The organism is Dyadobacter sp. NIV53 (assembly GCF_019711195.1).
Taxonomy (GTDB): Bacteria; Bacteroidota; Bacteroidia; order Cytophagales; family Spirosomataceae; genus Dyadobacter.
Map to the genome: position 1 here is coordinate 2,359,289 of NZ_CP081299.1, position 16,756 is coordinate 2,376,044.

The window sequence follows — 16,756 nt, forward strand, 5'->3', positions numbered from 1 at the left end:
TAATCCATAAGGATTAAGAATTGTATCACCATGAGTAATTTAATAATTTCAGAAAAAGTAGCAGCTGTTGCGAAACGCGATATTGTTGATTTGCAAAACAAAATCGATGCTTTTAACACTGGCGAAACCCCGGAAGAAGCTTTTCGTAAGTTTCGTCTGACGCGTGGTGTTTACGGTCAGCGCCAGCCGGGTGTGCAAATGATCCGTATCAAGCTTCCTTTTGGGCGAATTACGGCTGACCAGCTTGTTCGTATTGCAGATACTTCCGATAAATTCGCAACTGGCAATCTTCACGCGACTACACGTCAGGATATTCAGCTTCACTTTGTTAAGCTTTCTGATTCTCCACAGCTTTGGGCTGATCTGGAAGACGCCGGAATTACTTTGAAAGAAGCTTGTGGAAATACAATTCGCAATGTTACAGCCTCCTCAGTAGCAGGTATTGATCCTGAAGAACCGTTTGATGTAACACCTATCGCTCACTCAATATTTACTTATTTTCTTCGTAATCCTATTAATCAGGATATGGGAAGGAAATTTAAAATTGCCGTGTCTTCCTCAGAAAAAGATTCGGCGCTGGCATTTATACACGATGTTGGTTTAATTGCTAAAATGGGTGTAAATGCAGCTGGTGAAACTGTAAAAGGTTTTAAGGTTTTACTTGGTGGCGGACTTGGAGCACAGCCATTTTCAGCACAAACTGCCTACGAATTTTTGGAAGAAGAAAATGTAATTCCATTTATTGAAGGCGTTTTACGTGTTTTTGACCGTTATGGAGAAAGGGTAAGACGACATAAAGCACGGATGAAATTCCTGCTTAATGATCTTGGGCTGGACGAAATGATGGCCAGGGTAAAAGAGGAACGTGCAGCACTTAAAAATAAAGTATTTGCAATCCCTCATGATCTGTTTGAATCTCAGGTTGCTTCCCTGGATTATGCACCGCGTGCTTCCGTAAGTGAAGATGTAATTTTCAACAATGCTGCTGAAAGTATTGAACAGTCCGGTATAGACACATTTAAAAACTGGTACAAAACCAACGTTTTTGAACAAAAACAAAAAGGCTGGTATGCCGTTCAACTAAGGGTTTTGCTTGGGGACATAAGCTCTGACACAGCACGCAGCCTTGCCGATATAGTTAGAAAATATGCAGCTGATGATATTCGTGTTACAGTAAATCAGGGATATATTCTTCGTTTTGTAAAAGGGGAAGACCTTGTAGCAATTTATAATGAGCTGAATAAACTTGGGCTTGCTGCTCCTGGTTTTGACAGTACGATGGATATTACAACATGCCCCGGAACGGATACCTGTAACCTGGCTATTTCAAGCAGTTACGGGATCACTCGTGTTCTGGAAGATGTTATGAAGGAAGAATTCCCTGAAATGATGTACAACCAGGATATTAAAATAAAAATCAGTGGCTGTATGAATGGCTGCGGACAGCACAATGCTTCTAACATTGGATTCCATGGCAGTTCGATAAAAAATGGCAAACTGGTTTTGCCGGCTTTGCAGGTTTTATTGGGAGGTGGTTTCTCAGGCGATGGTATCGGTTTGATAGGTGATAAAGTGATCAAAGTCCCGACTAAACGTGGCCCGGAAGCACTGCGTACACTTTTCAACGATTTTGAAGCCAATGCTTTTGACGGTGAGTATTACAATCAGTATTATGCACGTCAGACTAAAAATTACTTCTTCCAGCTTTTAAAACCAATTGCTGATCTTTCCACGGTTCAGGATGATGAATACCGTGACTGGGATCATGACGAAATGTTTAAAACTGAAATTGGTGTTGGTGAATGTGCGAGTGTTTTGGTTGACCTTGTTGCGACCACTATAACAGAAGGACAGGAAAAACTAAATCTTGCGAAAGAAAATTTCGAATCGGATATTTGGGCTGATGCAATTTATCATGCTTATAATGTATTGATTACCGGTGCAAAAGGCTTATTAATGACCAAGGACGTGAATACCAATACGCAGTATGGTATCATTAACGATTTCCAGGCCAACTTTGGACAGGAATTTAAATATGAGATTCCGGCTGAATATATACTTCCTGATTCCGAAGAAACTCCTTTCCGTTCTTTGGCTTTCAGTATTAATAAATTTGAACCTACCGAAGCTTTTGCTGCTTACTTTATAGGTACTGCTGAGAAATTCCTGAATTTTGTACGCAACACGCGCGAAGCACAATTAATGGAAACCGGAGAACCTGTATTGCAGGAGCTTTCATTTGGAAAAGATAGTTAAGGAAAAAAGAAGTCAACTTTTAAAAAGTTGACTTCTTTAACCTGGCCATTAACAAATCAGTTATTGTGATCCGAATCGGTTCAAATTAAATATATCCATCAGCAGCTATCAAACTTTGAATTAGCAACGATCTGACAGCCGAACGCTGATGGCCGACAGCTCCTTCCCTATGATACTTACACTTATCGGTGCTGGTCCCGGCGATCCTGACCTGATCACCTTAAAAGGGATTAAAGCTTTACAAAAAGCCAAAGTCGTATTATACGATTCCCTTGCCCATCCTACTCTTCTTGATTATTGCCCATCCGATTGTGTCAAAATTTTAGTTGGCAAACGATATGGGAAAACAAGTTGTGGACAGGATGAAATTAATTCAATGATTGTAGAATATGCAACGCAATATGGAGAAGTGGTAAGACTCAAAGGAGGTGACTCATTTGTGTTTGGACGAGGATATGAAGAAATCATTTTTGCCGAACAGCACGGAATCAAATCAGAAGTCATTCCTGGCATTTCCAGCAGTTACGCCGTTCCGGCACTGGCAGGAATACCGTTGACATCCAGAGGTGTAAGTGAAAGTTTCTGGGTAATTACCGGAACAACCAAAAATCATTCTTTATCCAAAGATCTTCATTTTGCCGCTCAGTCAACTGCAACAGTCGTAATACTGATGGGACTGCACAAACTGGACGAAATTGTAGGTATTTATGCAAAATTGAACAAACTGGATGAACCTGTTTCAATTATTCAGAATGGCTCATTGCCTGACCAAAAAGTAGTGACAGGGAAAATAAGTAATATCCAGCCTCTGGCGAAGATCAGTGAGATAGCTTCCCCTGCAATCATTGTGATTGGCAAAGTAGCTGCACTGCCTGATCTTTCATATGAGGCAATTCAAAAAATGATAAAAAGAGAGGATCTTTTACCAGAATAGCATTAGCGAAGATGGAAAAGCCATTTAAAATCCAGAAAATGTTCTTTGCCCTGAAATTCTAAAAAATAAATAATTCCTGCTAATATCAGATAGCTGACAAACAGCCATTTCTTTTTTTGTTCAGAAGGCATCACGATTATGAAAATAGTCATAAACCATAGATGCGGAAAAGCCAACGATCATTAAAATAAAGCAAAAACTCCGCAATCTGTGCGGTAATGCGCATAGGTACGCATCGCAGGAGCCCCCAAAACCAGATACATGAGCCACATACTGAATCCCATCCGGTACAAATACATGCTCAGACGTTTGTCGTTCTTTATATCAAATAATCCTTCTAACACAGTGTATTACCTAATTGTTTGAATAAGTGAAACTAACAATATTTGAAAACAAAAGCTAACATTTTATAAACATACGTTATATATGTAATATTGTAAAAATGTTTGCATGAATCGGTTTTTTTCAAAAATTTTTCTTTTTCTACTAAATTCATTATCCCGGCTTTCCTGGAAAAATGCATTCAGGCTTTCCAGTGCTTTAAAATGGCTGCTGTTTGATTTAATCGGATACAGGAAAGAAGTTATCCGGATGAATCTCAAAAACAGTTTTCCTGAAAAATCAGATGCTGAGCTAAAAGTCATAGCTGAAAATTTTTATCTTCATTTCACTGATATCATCGTAGAAACCATCAAATTCCGTACAGCAAGCCCTGAGGTGGTGAGGGACAGGCTACAAGGGGATATCAGTATGATGGATGATTTTTATGCTAAGAAAACCAACATCATATATCTGATGGGGCACCGTGGAAACTGGGAGCTTGCTAATTTATTCTCGTCGCTTTCGTTTACACATGAATGTATAGTGGTTTACCGTCCGTTACAAAATAAAGAATCTGATGAATGGTTTATAAATCTTCGCACACGTTTTGGAGCAACACTGGTTCCAATGAATCAGATTTTCAAAGAATTGCAAAAGCCAAGAGATAAGCCGTATGCCGTAGTACTGGCCAACGATCAGTCCGCAAATCCAGGTACAGCTTTCTGGACAACTTTTTTGAATCAGGATACAGGCATTTTTCGCGGTGTAGAAACGATAGCCCGGCGTTATAACCTTACCGTACTTTATGCTGATTTCAGCAAAGTAGCTAATAAACGGGGTTATTACCATGTTGACATTACTACAATTACCGACGAACCCAAAACGGTACCCAATAACTTCATACTAAAAAAACAAGCAGGGATATTAGAAGAAAACATCAATACCCAGCCACATAACTGGTTGTGGAGCCATAGAAGATGGAAGCACAAGAAGCCAGCGTTGTTGAAGCCAGAACAATTAGCAATATAATTATACATTATCATCGCTAACTAATTTTACAACTTGGCGAATCACCAAAAAGTCCTATATACGCGGAACTTATTTTATAGCCGGATTGCTTTTATTTTGCAAAATGGATTATAAAAATGAAGAAATTATCCACCAGATTGTTATTGTTTATACTCACAGCAATATCAAAGCTATCATGGAAAAGCCTTTACAGGCTATCGGACTTCTTTCGTTTCCTTATATTTGATATAGCACACTACCGCCGAAATGTGATATTGGATAATTTGCATAATAGTTTTCCGGATCAGGACGAAGAAACGATCAAAAGTATAGCAAAAAAATATTATCGTAACTTTACAGATATCATTTTCGAAACCATTAAGTTACGTTCAATATCTAAAACTGATTTATTAAGGCGTATTGAATTTGACACCTCTTTTCTGGATCATTATTACGAGCAGAAAAAGAATATTGTCGTAGTTGCCGGTCATCTTGGAAATTGGGAAATGCTTAATTTATTTGCTTCTGCCAAATTATCCTACCAAATTGTGGTCGTATATCATGAGCTGGCCAATAATACCTTTGAAGACTGGTTTAAAAAAGTGAGGACTCAGTTTGGCACAGAAATGGTTCCGATGAAAGATGCGTTTGTAAAAGCTTTGACCCCACGCGACAAGCCGTTTATTTATATATTGATCAACGACCAGTCACCGGTTCCCGAAAAAGCATACTGGACCAGGTTCTTAAATCAGGAAACTGGTGTGTTCAGAGGTGTCGAACTGATAGCAAGAAGACTGAACGCGCCGGTTCTTTACATGGGGACTTTGCGTGATGAATGGAAAAGAGGGTTTTATAAGTTTTATTTTGAGCTCATAACTGAGTCTCCTAAGGACGAGCCTAACAACCGTATACTTGAAAGTCAAATTAACTTTTTAGAAAAAGATATCTTAAAACAACCTGATAACTGGCTTTGGAGTCATAGGCGATGGAAACATAACCGGCCTGAAAACCTGCAACCGTCACAGTTACTGGAAGAAAACAAAAAGTGATCAAACCAGTCAAATTTCTTATTCTTCGTTTTTCATCCATTGGTGATATCGTTTTGACCACACCCGTAATCAGGTGCCTGAAACAGCAATATCCGAATGCGGAAGTTCACTACTTCACAAAAAGAAATTTGGCTTCCTTCTGGAAGACAATCCTTATGTAGACAAATTGTGGTTGCTCGACAACAGTTTCAATAAAATGCTGCCAGAACTTCGTAATGAAAATTTTGACTACATCATTGACCTGCACACCAATTTAAGAACGCTAAAAATTAAACTCCTGCTTGGCAAAACTTCATTTAGTTTTGAAAAACTGAATGTTCAGAAATTTTTACTTACAAAATTCAAGATCAATTATCTGCCTGATGAACATATTGTCGACAGATATATGGCCACTCTAAAGACTTTGCACATTGAAAATGACAATGCCGGCCTCGACTACTTTATGCCGTTCAAAGATAATGTAGAGGCAGAATGGCTGCCTGAAACACATCGTAACGATTTCGTAGCATATGCCATTGGTGGCCAGCATTTTACTAAGAAGCTTCCAACACATCGTATGACTGAACTATGCAGGAAAATAAATCATCCTGTTGTTCTTCTTGGTGGGAAAGAAGATTTCGAGGAAGGAGAACTAGTAAGAACTGCTCTGGGAGATCATCTTATATTTAATGCATGTGGAAAATACAATTTTAATCAGTCTGCTTCTATTATTCGGCAGGCACGTATTGTCTTTTCACATGATACGGGACTGATGCACGTAGCAGCTGCATTTAAAAAGCGAGTTTTCTCAATCTGGGGAAATACCGTTCCGGCTTTTGGTATGTATCCTTATAAAACTTCTTTTGAGGTTGTTGAAAACAATAATCTTAATTGCCGTCCATGTTCAAAAATAGGACACAAAAAATGCCCTAAAAAGCATTTTAAATGTATGAACGAGTCGTCATTTGATTTTGAAATTAAAGAATTACCATCCCGGATATAAACATAAAATTGTTTTTAAGAATCAGGGTTTCACCTACCAATAAATATGAACAAAAAAGTAAATATCGGAATAGTTCAAATGAGCTGTACTGACAATATAGAAGCTAATTTTCAAAAAGCAACAGTTAAAATCCGGGAAGCAGCCGCCAGCGGAGCACAGATTATATGTTTGCAGGAACTCTTTAAATCACTGTATTTCTGTGATGTTGAAGACCATAAAAATTTTGAACTTGCTGAATCCATTCCGGGGCCTTCCACTGACACGTTGGGAACACTGGCAAGAGAACTTGGTGTGGTCATCATTGCGTCACTTTTTGAGAAACGTGCGCATGGTTTGTACCATAATACAACAGCAGTTTTGGATGCGGATGGTTCTTATCTTGGTAAATACCGGAAAATGCATATTCCTGATGATCCCGGTTATTACGAGAAGTTTTATTTTACCCCTGGCGATGCCCCTAATGGAGAACCGGAATCGTCGGATTCAACAGGTTACAGGATTTTTAAAACAAAATTTGCTAAAATCGGTGTTTTAATTTGCTGGGATCAATGGTATCCCGAAGCAGCACGGATTACATGTCTGATGGGAGCTGAAATTTTGTTTTATCCAACTGCAATTGGCTGGGATACCAATGAAACCGACCCCATAATCAATGAAGAGCAATATGGTGCCTGGCAGACTATTCAACGCGGGCATGCGGTGGCAAACGGTGTGTATGTTGTGTCGGTAAACCGGGTTGGTAGAGAGGCTGACCAACAGTTTTGGGGAGGATCTTTTATCGCAAATCCACAGGGACGCCTGCTTTATCTGGCACCTCATGATGAAGAAATAACACACGTGCAGGAGCTGGACATGCTCAAACTTGATCATTACCGTACGACCTGGCCTTTCTTCAGGGATCGGCGTGTAGATTCTTATCAACCGATTTTAAAAAGGTATATTGACGAGAAGTAAAAAGAACAAAATATAATTATTTTCATTTCAAGATAAAGAGAGCCTCCAAACCGGGGCTCTTTTTTTCATTTGCAGCAAATAGAATTTTTTTTACAGTTTATTACAACAATCTATTGAAACAGATACTTAGGAAATATTCTGTTAAACACAAATTCATATCAATAAGCTACTTAGCCATTAAAATGATACAAACTTAGTCTACAACCATTATAGATTTTATTCAAAACAAATAAGTTAAATTAAATAATGGATTATTACTATAATGTTTTAAAATAGTTTTGAACAACCAATTATTATTTTAATTAATCTCAATTAATAAATCTTTTCTCTTGCATTTTTCTTGTTTGTCAGTATATTTGAGAAGTCATTATACGAATGACACGACTTCTTAGCTAACAGACATTTTCCAGCCGCACTCGAAACTGTCTTAGTGTATAAAGAGGAACATCAATTGTCAGATCGCCTGAAATACGATGGTTTTCTGAAAGGTTTTCATTTATACAATATAATTATTTCAATAGAGTATCATTTCTCTTAAGCTGGATCAGCAATCTGATAAATGACTTTAACATATTCAAAAAAAGTCCTTATCACCTGGCTTGTCCTTCATTGAAGATAACATTGCTTTCCGGAAAAGCAGTTTTACAGGTTTATGGCTGTGTTTGTATGTCCACGCGAAAGTGTGTGCGGCGCACAGCAACGTGGACACCACACAGCCATAACTTTTCACTTCGATTCACCCATTAATCTAACTCAATCTAACTGGATTACCCATGCGTAAAGTACTACTCCTATTTATTTTAGCAAATCTTTTCTTACCTGCAGCGTACGCCCAAGTACGCGAGATAAGTGGAAAGATCACTGCTGCCGATGACGATCTGGGCTTAGCCGGGGCGTCGATTATTTACAAAGGCACCAATGTCGGCACCAATGCAGATGCAGATGGAAGTTTCAAATTTTCAGTTCCTGGCGACGGTATTTTAGTTATCTCTTATGTAGGTTTTCTTATTAAGGAAGTTCCAATTGGGAATCAAACTGCTTTTATTATTAAACTGGATGCCGACACACGTCAGCTTTCCGAAGTTGTAGTTACAGCTTTTGGTATCGAACGTGAAAAGAAAGCGCTCGGTTACACAGTACAGGAAGTAAAAGGAAGTGCTTTAACTGAATCCCGGTCAAGTAATGTCGCCAATGCCTTGTCAGGAAAAATCGCAGGTGTACGCGTTCAGTCCAACGGCGGCCCTGGCAGCGGATCTACTATACAAATAAGAGGCTCATCTTCCGTTTCAGGAAATAATCAGCCACTTATTGTAATTGACGGTGTACCCATGGAACAAACTGCCAACAAAACATACGGCGGTGGTATTTCAGAAGTGAATCCGGATAACATTAAAGAAATGTCAGTTCTTAAAGGGCCTAATGCTGCTGCATTATATGGTTCCCGCGCGGCAAACGGTGTAATTCTCATCACTACGAAAAACGGCCAGGGCACAAAAGGATTAGGTGTCGAAGTGAACTCTAATATGACTTTTGAGCGTCCATGGATCAAGCCTGATTTCCAAAATACTTACGGCGGTGGTAATGGTTACCGTACATGGTATAACAATGGGTGGAGCGGATCCATTACTGATCCTACCGAAATCGCCCAGTACCGTTCTGTATACGATTCAAGATATCCTCTGGCAGGTTCTGAAGGAACTGACGAAAGCTGGGGCGCTCCTATGGACGGTCGTCTTGTGAGACAATGGTGGACAGGTGACGAAGTTGCGCCACTGACACCTCAACCTAACAACTGGGACGAATACTGGGAGACGGGCCGTACTTTCACAAACAGTGTTGCTCTTTCAGGTGGCAATGATAAAGGTTTTTTCCGCCTTGGATTAAGCCGGCTTGATCAAAAAGGTATTATGTATAACAACGACTTTCATCGTAATAACTTTCGTATTAATTCCGGATATAACCTGACAAAAAACCTGAGTGTTACACTTTCAGGAGAATACATCAAATCCGGGTCTGATAACAGAAGCTATTCAGGAGGACAGGAATTCATTTGGGCTCATCGTCATGTTTCATGGGATCAATTGCGCGATTATGAAAGCTATAACGCTGTACATAACCAGCCTGCAACAGATGCAGAACCAGCTAACTGGCAACATACCTTTTTTACCAACCCATTCTTCTCACAAAAATATCTGCCTACAAGTAACGAAAAGGACAGGTTGCTGGGTAACATCGCTCTTAACTACAAAATCCTTCCTTCGCTTAGCCTGATGATCAGATCGGGAACGGATTTCTGGAGTGAAACGCGTGTGGCAGTTTCTAACTTCAACCGAATCCGTAATGGTGCCCGTACTCCCGGACGTTTCTCGGAAGAGGTTTTACGTAATCAGGAAACTAACTCTGACTTTATCTTTACCTACAACAAAGAACTTAACAAAGAGTTTGGTCTTAATCTGCAATTTGGAGGTATTAAGCGGACTAACTTTTCCAAAAGAAATTATTTCTATGTTGGAGAAATGGTTGTTGATCGTTTGTATACGGCAGAAAACTCTATCCCGAGTACCAACGTAATTGAAAGTAATATTACCAAGTCAGAAACTCAAAGTTTGTTTGGAACTGCCAACTTCTCATGGAGAAATGCATTGTTTCTTGATCTGACAGCTCGTAACGACTGGTCGAGTACCTTGCCAAGTAACGCAAGATCTTACTTCTATCCATCCGCATCTGTTAGTGGAGTAATCACCGAACTTTTCGATATCAAAAGCGACATTATTACTTTTGGTAAGCTTCGTGCAAGCTATGCACAGGTTGGTAATGATGCAACTCCTTATCAGTTAGCACAGACCTTTCCAAAAAAAGGCTCCTGGAATGGTTCAACCCCACAATTTGGTGAAAACATCCAGATTGCAAATGCTAATCTTAAACCGGAAATTACAACAGGTTTAGAATTTGGAGCCGACCTTCGCTTTTTACGCGGAAAACTTGGCCTGGACGTTACCTACTACGATCAGACTACACGTGACCAGATTCTGGGTGTAGAAATTTCCAAGGCGAGCGGTTATAATACACGTATTCTGAATGCAGGTAAAATTACGAACAAAGGTATCGAGGTATCTATTTCCGGCACACCCGTTAAACTTTCAAATGGTTTTAGCTGGGACGTATCATTAAATTACTCTCGTAACCGCAATAAGGTAATTGAACTTGCAGAAGGCTTAACAACTTACACACTGGCTACACAAAGGGGTATGTCCTCAGAAGCACGTGTTGGCCAGGCTTACGGTACATTCTATGGTGTTGGATTCAAAAAATCTCCTGATGGCCAGGTAATTTATGATGCAAACGGCTTACCTGTTACAATCGCTAATCAAAGACTGGGCAATATTCAGCCTGACTGGATTGGTGGTATCAATAATACATTAAATTTCAAGGGAATTTCTTTAAGCTTTTTGATTGACGCCCGTATTGGTGGTGACATTTATGACGAAGGTACCGGAACCGCCCGCTGGACCGGACAATATGCAGAAACTGCTCTGGGACGTGAAGAAGGTGTGATTGGTCAGGGTGTTCGTGAGGTAGTTGGTACTGATCAAAGCATTACTTATGTACCGAACGACATCATTGTAACTGCCAACCAACTGTACGGATATAATAACCCTCGTAACTATCACGAGTCGGCTATATTTGATGCGAGCTATGTGAAACTTCGTGAAGTATCATTAGGCTACTCCTTCAATCCGTCATTCCTGAAAAGAATTAAAATCCAGTCTGCCAAGATTTCACTTGTGGGACGTAACGTGTGGATGATCTTCAAAAATACACCGCATATCGATCCTGAAATTGATGCAAAAGGAGGAAACGCACAAGGGTTCGGTTATGGAGAACTTCCAAGTTCACGCAGTGTTGGAGCGAACTTATCATTCTCTTTCTAAAAGCAGCTATCTAAATCATTGACTCAAAAGAATTTCCTGATGAAAAATATACTAAATCACAAAACCATTTGGATGACTGCGTTGGCTGGGATATTGACCGCCACAAGTTGTACAAAAGATTTTGATGCAATGAATACAAGCCCTAATGCTCCAACTGCAATTGGGCCGCAGTACCTGCTCCCTACCGGGATTGAAACTGCAATTGACCGTTACTGGGGACACAGAGAACGTTTCGAACGTATCAATATTGATGCTGCCGAATTATACGTTCAGCACCTTACCAGAAATATCTATAGCAACGAAGGTGACGACTATACAGTTGGCCCGGCATTGCTGGCAAATAACTGGAAGGGTTTCTACAATGATTCCCAGCTAAATTTTCAGCGCATTATTCTTCAGACTGGAGAAGGTTCTGCAAACCCAAACCCAAATTATGAAGGTGTTGCACTGGTAATGCGCTCATGGGTATTCTCCTTGCTTACTGATATGTACGGAGCAATTCCTTATTCAGATGCAATTAAAGGTACAGCCGAAGAACCTGTTTATACTCCAAAGTATGATAACATGGAGGCAGTATATGCAGGAATTTTGAGTGACCTTAAAATGGCTAATGAGAAACTTACTGTGGGCGGTCCGGCCGTTGCGGGTGATATTCTTTATTCAGGGGATATCCTGAAATGGAAAAAATTCGCAAACTCCCTGCGTTTAAGATTGGCGAATCGCCAGGCTGCAAAGAAATCGGCTGAATCCCGTGCTATTATGGCAGAAATACTTGGAGACGCTGCCAAGTATCCGATTTTCACAAGTAATGCTGATAATGCTTCATTAAAATGTACCACTGTATTGCCGAGCAATAATGAGTGGAACCAAATTTTAATCCAGGGTGGCCGTACAGACTGGAACATCAGTAAAACGCTTGCCGATAAAATGAATTCTCTTGGAGATACGCGTATTACAGTTTATGCCAATCCAAATAAAGATGGTTTATACCAGGGCCATCCAAATGGATTACCGGATGCAATTGCAACATCTTACCTGGCTACCAGCTCAACTATCGGAAGTGCTTTTACAAAAGCGGATGCGCCTGAAGTTATCATGACATTTTCTGAACTGAATTTCATACTTGCTGAAGCTGCTTTGGACGGTGACATTACCGGTGATGCCAAAACTTATTTTGAAGCAGGAATGACGGCATCTTTTAGTCAGTATGGCTTAACAATTCCAGCGGCATTTCTTACTGCTGTCGGTGCTGTATCCAAAGAAAAAATAATTGAACAAAAATGGGTTTCTCTTTTTGCACAAGGTGTTGAAGCTTGGACAGAATACCGCCGTACCGGTTTCCCGGTTTTCCCTTCACCTGATCCAAGAGCAGTTCTGAAAAATGACGGTGTTTTACCAACACGTTTCAATTATCCAAGTTCGGAATATTCATTAAATGCGGACGCCGTAAAAATTGGGGAAACACTTAATGGCGGGCCAAACGACATGAAAACTAAACTATGGTGGGCAGAGTAAGGTCGGCCTTTAAACTACATTCACAGATAATTCAGTATTTATGAAAAATATAAAAACGTTTGCCGGCTCACTTTGCCTCATTGCAACAATCACTTTCGCAACGCTATCATGTAAAGTGGAAGATCCAATGCTGAACAGCGTGGTTTCACCCGTATTGGTTGATGTCGTTGGTGCAACTTTCGGAGCGCCTATTTCGGCCACTGCCTCTGTACCGACTGACAGCTCAAGCCAGGAAATTACTGTCGCATCAAGATTATTTGAACTTGATAAAACCAATATCCTGAATAATGAAATAGGAATAGATTCCATACCAGTTTCAGCAATAGCACTTTCTATAAAATATGAACTGACAAAATCAGTAAAAGCAGAAAAATTTACGATCAAAGGGCAGACTTACACATTTACCCCCGAAACATACAAATCAAGCGGAAACTGGGGAGAGATAACCAGCGATGGAAACGGATTGGTTTCGTTAAAAACGAGTTTCAAAAAGCTTGGATTTGAAGGCAACAGGATACAAAGAAAAGGTGACATAATTAAGGTAACCTGGTCCGGAACGCATAAAGGAATTGCATTTACCCGCTTTTCACAAATTGCAGTGACCGAAAAATAATCAAAAGAAAGTTAGCTGGTTATTAACAATTTAGCTGACTTTCTTTTAATTTCAAATATTGTTTATAAAATTTTGAGTTATATAATTTTTGCAAAATTTATTATAACAAAAACCACCTATTACTAACTATTAATATAATGAATCAAAAAATTGACCGTCGCAACTTACTAAAATCCGGTTTAATGGCAATCGGAGGAATGACGTTGGCACCTCACCTTAGCATGGGTGCATTTTCTAACTCACCTTTTTTCCTGGATCCTGAAAATCGTATTTACAGAAGCCCGATGGTGAGGGAACATTTTTTACCGGCAGATTTCAAAGCACCTAAGATTATTGCAAGATTAAATGCTAACGAAAATCCTTACGGGCCACCAATGTCTGCCCAAAAAGCAGTTGCAGATTCCGTAAAGTTCGGGAACCGTTATGCATGGAAAGAAATGTTCGACCTTATTGATAAAATTGCTAAAAAAGAAGGCGTTCCTGCCGATCATATCATGATGGGACCAGGATCTTCTGATCTTTTGGAAAAAGTAGCTATCGTTACATTTATGAAAGGCGGTAACATTGTATCTGCTGATCCTTGTTATATGTCATTGGTTAATGTTGCCGAATCGGTAGGTGCAAAATGGAAAGCAGTTCCATGTACAGCTGACTGGTCACATGATCTGAAAGCTATGGAAGCTGCGATAGATAAAGATACAAAACTGGTTTACGTTTGTAATCCTAATAACCCGACCGGTGCTATTACATCAGGAAAAGACTTATTGGATTTCTGCTCACGCGTTTCCGAAAAAGTGCCTGTTTTTGTTGATGAAGCATACATTGAACTTGCAGTAGGTGCCGACACGCAAAGCATGGTTTCTCTTTTGACTCAAAAGAAAAATGTAATCGTTGCACGTACGTTCTCAAAAATTATGGGAATGGCCGGTATCCGTGTTGGATATATGGTCGCACTTCCTTCATATATTAAAGAGATTGAAAAAATCACCCGTGGCGGAATGGGCATTTCCTACACCTCCATCTTTGCAGCATCTGCAAGTATGGACGATAAAGAATTCCAGGGAAATACCCGTAAACTAAACCACGAAGCAAAAGCATATTTGTACTCAAATCTTGACAAACTGGGATACAAGTACATCCCGTCATTCACCAATTTTGTAATCTTTCCGATCGCCATACCTGGCAAGGAAATGATGATGAAATTGATGGAAAAGGGCGTAGCGATACGCACTTTTGACATTCAGGACAAACCTTGGTGCAGGGTAAGTATAGGTACCATGGACGAAATGAAAATATTCGTAAGCGCTCTTGGTCAGTTAAGTTAAAACAAAGGCCGGGGCTCAAACCCGGCTTTTTCCTTTTGACACCAACTATATAATAGATTTTAGATAGTATCTTATATAGTTGGTTTTCAACATTTTAATAAATCCTCCCTAAACCCTGATGAAGTACAAAAATTTGATAATCCAAAAGTATTATAATCATGAGTGATGCATTGCAAAAGACTCTAACACTCCTATTGCTGATTGCCCTGGGCCTTGTGCTTAAAGGAAAATTCAAAAACAAAGAGCAGACAAATGGCATAAAAGAAATCATTTTGTCCGTCGCACTTCCTTCTACAATCTTTATCTCCCTGATGAAGATTGAAATGGATTCTTCCATGATCATTATTCCCTTAGTGACCCTGGTTTTTAATTTCCTGATGTTCTTTTCCGCACCGCTTGCCTTTGCATTATTTGGTATTGAGAAAAACAGTCCAACAGGAAGAACATTAATGATGCTCATTCCGTCACTTGCACCGGGTTTGTCCTGCTTCCCGTTCATTGCAGAATTTTTAGGAGAAAAAAGCCTTGCAATTGCTGCCCTGGCCGATGTTGGAAATAAGTTCTTTGTACTTATTTCACTGTATATCATGGCCATGAATATGTTTCTGAAAAACAGTGAAGAAAAAAATGAAGCTAAAATGGGAAGCAAAATCAAAAGTTTGTTTCTAAGTATGTTTCAGGAACCAATCAACGCACTTATTTTTCTGGCCATTATTCTTTTGAGCTTAGGTGTAACGTTCAAAACATTACCTCCTGTTATAGCTGATCTGTTCGATAAAACCAGTGCCATGATGACTCCGCTGGTATTGTTATTTATTGGACTTGCCGTGCAACTAAAAGAAGGCAAAAAGCGTATAGTTGCAAGTATACTGCTCTTCAGAGCTGGCAGTACAATGCTTATCAGTGCAGGAATGATCTACGTACTTAACATTAGTGATATATCAATGATATTGCTTGCAATTGTGATTCCTTTGAGTGCAGCAAGTTTCTGGCCCCTGGCGCATATTTCCGCTTTCAATTTACGTGAAGATGCGAAAGATGTACCAAGAGAAAAAAGAACTTTTGATCTTGAACTGGCAGTGCTCCTCATTGCTTTTTCTTTGCCGTTCTCAACTATTCTTATTCTTGCTATATTATCTTCGGGTCAGTTTTTTGCACATACCTCAACGCTTATAACAGCCGGCTTAATATTAATTGCCTTAGGTGCGTTGCCAAACCTTTTGAGTAAAGTGTTCGTAAAAATGTCCAAGGCTTAAAACAATTATTAAAAAAATATGCGCATTCGCAAAAGTATTGTTATTGTCATTTTCGCATTATTGTCACAAAATGTACCTGCACAATCCGCAAATACCGTTTCAGACAACAACAGGTCTGAAAAGAGGTTCAGGATTTTCAAGAAAAAAGATAAGCATAAGTATTTTTCAGACACCGCACCAGTCATCATGGCTGATGGAAGTACCAAAGCAATTGCAGATGTGAAGGTGGGTGAAAAAGTAAAAACGTGCCGGAATGGAAAGAGCGTAATTACGCAGGTAAAGCAGGTCGATGTTTACAATACTCCGAATTCATCGCTTACAGCCGTTTATCTTCGTCCGGCAAATGACGTTACGATTAAAACCAAACTGGTGCCTGCACTCTTACTGGAAGCAGCTCCGCACCATCTTGTGCAAACCAACAAAGGCAAAAAAAGTATGAAAAGTTTGTCTAAAAACGATGTTTTGTATCATTATGAGCCTGCAACCGGAGTGGTATCAACCTGGAAAGTGGGCGTTGTTCAAACAAATGCCCGTAAGGTAACGAAAGCATATAATCTGACAACGGTAGAAGGTACTTATATCGTTGATAATATGGTGATGGCACAGTAAGC

13 protein-coding genes and 1 pseudogene are annotated in these 16,756 nt (G+C 39.7%); 12 read left to right on the forward strand and 2 right to left on the reverse strand.

Annotation, left to right across the window (positions count from 1 at the left end; all coding sequences use genetic code 11):
* Positions 1 to 30: 30 nt before the first annotated feature.
* Together KZC02_RS09500 and cobA are read left to right on the forward strand one after the other, a co-directional pair.
* Complete coding sequence (locus KZC02_RS09500) at positions 31 to 2,256, forward strand: HEPN domain-containing protein (protein ID WP_221393885.1); 2,226 nt, start codon at positions 31 to 33, stop codon at positions 2,254 to 2,256.
* A 169-nt stretch (positions 2,257 to 2,425) separates the two neighbouring features.
* On the forward strand, positions 2,426 to 3,190 hold the full coding sequence (gene cobA / locus KZC02_RS09505) for a uroporphyrinogen-III C-methyltransferase (protein WP_221393886.1): 765 nt from the start codon (positions 2,426 to 2,428) through the stop codon (positions 3,188 to 3,190).
* Between the two features lie 2 nt (positions 3,191 to 3,192).
* On the opposite strand, the gene KZC02_RS33285 is transcribed toward cobA, so the two are convergent.
* Both KZC02_RS33285 and KZC02_RS33290 read right to left on the reverse strand, forming a co-directional pair.
* Positions 3,193 to 3,342: a hypothetical protein gene (locus KZC02_RS33285; RefSeq protein WP_409014255.1), complete on the reverse strand. Its 150-nt coding sequence runs from the start codon at positions 3,340 to 3,342 to the stop codon at positions 3,193 to 3,195.
* A 30-nt stretch (positions 3,343 to 3,372) separates the two neighbouring features.
* On the reverse strand, positions 3,373 to 3,534 hold the full coding sequence (locus KZC02_RS33290; protein WP_409014256.1) for a hypothetical protein: 162 nt from the start codon (positions 3,532 to 3,534) through the stop codon (positions 3,373 to 3,375).
* A gap of 106 nt (positions 3,535 to 3,640) precedes the next feature.
* On the opposite strand from KZC02_RS33290, the gene KZC02_RS09515 reads away from it, so the two are divergent.
* The 10 genes and pseudogenes from KZC02_RS09515 (at position 3,641) to KZC02_RS09560 (ending at position 16,754) form a co-directional block, all read left to right on the forward strand.
* Positions 3,641 to 4,540, forward strand: coding sequence for a lysophospholipid acyltransferase family protein (locus tag KZC02_RS09515; protein WP_221393887.1), 900 nt, complete (start codon positions 3,641 to 3,643; stop codon positions 4,538 to 4,540).
* Between the two features lie 116 nt (positions 4,541 to 4,656).
* Positions 4,657 to 5,568 (forward strand): lysophospholipid acyltransferase family protein, encoded by a 912-nt coding sequence (locus KZC02_RS09520; RefSeq protein WP_221393888.1) that lies wholly within the window; start codon positions 4,657 to 4,659, stop codon positions 5,566 to 5,568.
* Positions 5,565 to 6,550 (forward strand): annotated as a pseudogene (locus tag KZC02_RS09525) (glycosyltransferase family 9 protein). Before KZC02_RS09520 ends, KZC02_RS09525 begins: the two are co-directional and overlap by 4 nt.
* Before the next feature lie 45 nt (positions 6,551 to 6,595).
* The gene (locus KZC02_RS09530) at positions 6,596 to 7,504 is read left to right on the forward strand and encodes a carbon-nitrogen hydrolase (RefSeq protein ID WP_221393889.1); all 909 of its coding nucleotides are present in this window, start codon (positions 6,596 to 6,598) and stop codon (positions 7,502 to 7,504) included.
* A 773-nt stretch (positions 7,505 to 8,277) separates the two neighbouring features.
* On the forward strand, positions 8,278 to 11,436 hold the full coding sequence (locus tag KZC02_RS09535) for a SusC/RagA family TonB-linked outer membrane protein (protein WP_221393890.1): 3,159 nt from the start codon (positions 8,278 to 8,280) through the stop codon (positions 11,434 to 11,436).
* 39 nt (positions 11,437 to 11,475) lie between these two features.
* Positions 11,476 to 12,951: a SusD/RagB family nutrient-binding outer membrane lipoprotein gene (locus tag KZC02_RS09540; RefSeq protein WP_221393891.1), complete on the forward strand. Its 1,476-nt coding sequence runs from the start codon at positions 11,476 to 11,478 to the stop codon at positions 12,949 to 12,951.
* A 40-nt stretch (positions 12,952 to 12,991) separates the two neighbouring features.
* A complete protein-coding gene (locus KZC02_RS09545) occupies positions 12,992 to 13,564 on the forward strand; it encodes a hypothetical protein (RefSeq protein ID WP_221393892.1) in 573 nt (190 codons plus the stop codon).
* Between the two features lie 137 nt (positions 13,565 to 13,701).
* Positions 13,702 to 14,889: a histidinol-phosphate transaminase gene (locus KZC02_RS09550; protein ID WP_221393893.1), complete on the forward strand. Its 1,188-nt coding sequence runs from the start codon at positions 13,702 to 13,704 to the stop codon at positions 14,887 to 14,889.
* A 158-nt stretch (positions 14,890 to 15,047) separates the two neighbouring features.
* Complete coding sequence (locus tag KZC02_RS09555) at positions 15,048 to 16,145, forward strand: hypothetical protein (protein ID WP_221393894.1); 1,098 nt, start codon at positions 15,048 to 15,050, stop codon at positions 16,143 to 16,145.
* An 18-nt stretch (positions 16,146 to 16,163) separates the two neighbouring features.
* Positions 16,164 to 16,754: a hypothetical protein gene (locus KZC02_RS09560; protein ID WP_221393895.1), complete on the forward strand. Its 591-nt coding sequence runs from the start codon at positions 16,164 to 16,166 to the stop codon at positions 16,752 to 16,754.
* Positions 16,755 to 16,756: the final 2 nt, after the last annotated feature.